The sequence below is a fragment of the Okeania sp. SIO2F4 genome (assembly GCF_010672385.1).
Classification (GTDB): Bacteria; Cyanobacteriota; Cyanobacteriia; order Cyanobacteriales; family Microcoleaceae; genus Trichodesmium.
In genome coordinates this window covers 1-2,031 of record NZ_JAAHGT010001267.1, presented here as the reverse complement: position 1 = coordinate 2,031, position 2,031 = coordinate 1, and the positions used below count along the sequence as shown (strand labels likewise).

The following is a 2,031-nucleotide window of genomic DNA, read 5'->3' as shown; positions in this document are numbered from 1 at the left end:
AGGTCATACAATCATTCACCAACCTCTGATTTTTTATTATTAGAGATGTCTAATGAATATGGATTAGAATAATGGCAAAATACAGCGCTTGCCTTTGTTATGAGGTACACCCATCGCGGGCAAGATACGCGCACTACATAATTTTCATCATTTACCCTGTACATCATTTACCTGAAGTATGCTGTATCAATTTTCTGAGGATGCAATTACAACATTTTTGAGGATAGTGAGGTAAAGTTTAATACTATAGTCATTTAACTTTAGATTGAGACAAAGCTTTATTGGTATGAGGGAGTTTCAAACGAAAAAACGTCTCATATTTAAGTTAAACTACTATAATCTCTATTCCATATTCCCTATTCCCTAGATAAAAAAATGACAATTCCTGTAATGAATTTGCCTTGGGTAGACTCACCTTTTTTTGAACAAATTTTTAGCCAGTTAAATTTAGACAATGAAACCAGAAAAATTGTCAAACAATTTGCAGAACAAGGCTATGTAATTATAGACGACCTAAGCATAGAAAATATTGGAGAAATTATAGACAGAATAGTTAAAGATTTAACTCCTATCTACGGCGATCAAGGCAAAGTAGAATCAGCTTGGATTTATCACGATAGAATTCAAGATGCTTGGACATTCAATCAAGATGTTAAAAAAATTGCCACCACTCCCAAAATTATTAACCTATTAAAAATACTTTATCAGCGAGAACCAATCCCTTTTCAAACCCTAAATTTCAGGTTTGGTACTGAACAATCGACTCATAGTGACAGTATACATTTTAGTTCAATTCCAGCTAGGTTTATGTGTGGAGTTTGGGTAGCTCTGGAAGATATAGATGCAAATAACGGTCCGCTACATTATTATCCTGGTAGTCATAAATTACCAATTTTTGATTTAAATGATTTGGGAATTACAGGCAGTTATCAGAATAAACCCTATGATACTTATCCTATATATGAAGAGTTTTTACAGTCATTAATTGAACACAATGGTTTAAAAAAAGTAGAACTTTATGTCAAGAAAGGACAAGCTTTAATTTGGGCAGCAAATTTACTACACGGAGGCAGTCCAGTTTTAGATAAAAATAGAACTAGATATAGTCAGGTGACACATTATTATTTTTCTGATTGTATGTATTATATTCCTTTAATTTCTGACCAGTTTTTACATAGGATTCATTTTAAAGAAGTTAAGAATATTATCACAGGAGAAGTAGTTAATCATATTTATAATGGTGAAAAACTTGAAATTCATCCAGAAGAATATGAGATAAAAAGATTAAAATCTGAACTATTACAATTTCAGGAGGAATTAGCAAAATTTCGACCTATTGCAATGGAATCTCAGGATGAACTGAATGTCTTAAAACCTCAACTTCAAACTGTTGAGTCAGAGTTAGAAAAATTACGAAGTCAGCTATATAATTCTCAAACAGAATTGGAGTTATTAAAATCTCAAAATCAGCTACTTGAGACTGAATTAAAAAGATTGAGAGCAAAGTTGCATCAAAATACCTGAATCAAAATTATAATATTCAATTTTCTCTGTTTCATCAAAGAAATATAAAAACACTGTAGGAGTTTGTCAAGATTCAATTATACTTACAAAAAAATATACAACAGGACTTACGCATGAGTTAGGAAAAATTAGCATTTGAGATTGCTTCCCTATCGGTCGCAATGACGAAAATATGTTGTACTGCGTAAGTCCTGTACAATTTAAAACTTATGAGGTAAGTTTTGAACAATTAAAAATTAATTAGTGGAAATAATACCATTTATTAACTAGCTGTTAGCTTTCAGTATTCAGGTATAGCGTTTTTCAGGCTAATGAGGTACACCTAATTTTTATTTATTTTCTATTCCCTCCATACCTGTTCCCTGTTCCTTATTCCCTAAAACAAAGGAATTTTGTACCTCAACAGCATGGGAATTGCTATATCAGTTAATAGCATTTTGATAAAAAAATGTTACAAATAATAAGCTTGTTACAGAACTCAGAAGTAGGGAAGTGTGATAATTGCTA

General features: G+C 31.4%; 1 protein-coding gene. It reads left to right on the top strand.

The features are described 5' to 3' along the window. The first annotated feature begins 375 nt into the window (after positions 1-375). The gene (locus tag F6K22_RS39550; protein ID WP_293110501.1) at positions 376-1,524 is read left to right on the top strand and encodes a phytanoyl-CoA dioxygenase family protein; all 1,149 of its coding nucleotides are present in this window, start codon (positions 376-378) and stop codon (positions 1,522-1,524) included. The last annotated feature ends 507 nt before the right edge of the window (positions 1,525-2,031 follow it).

Bases quoted from the DNA above. Each gene is read 5' to 3' on its own strand.
- F6K22_RS39550 (WP_293110501.1), top strand. From the start codon at position 376: ATGACAATTCCTGTAATGAATTTGCCTTGGGTAGACTCACCTTTTTTT.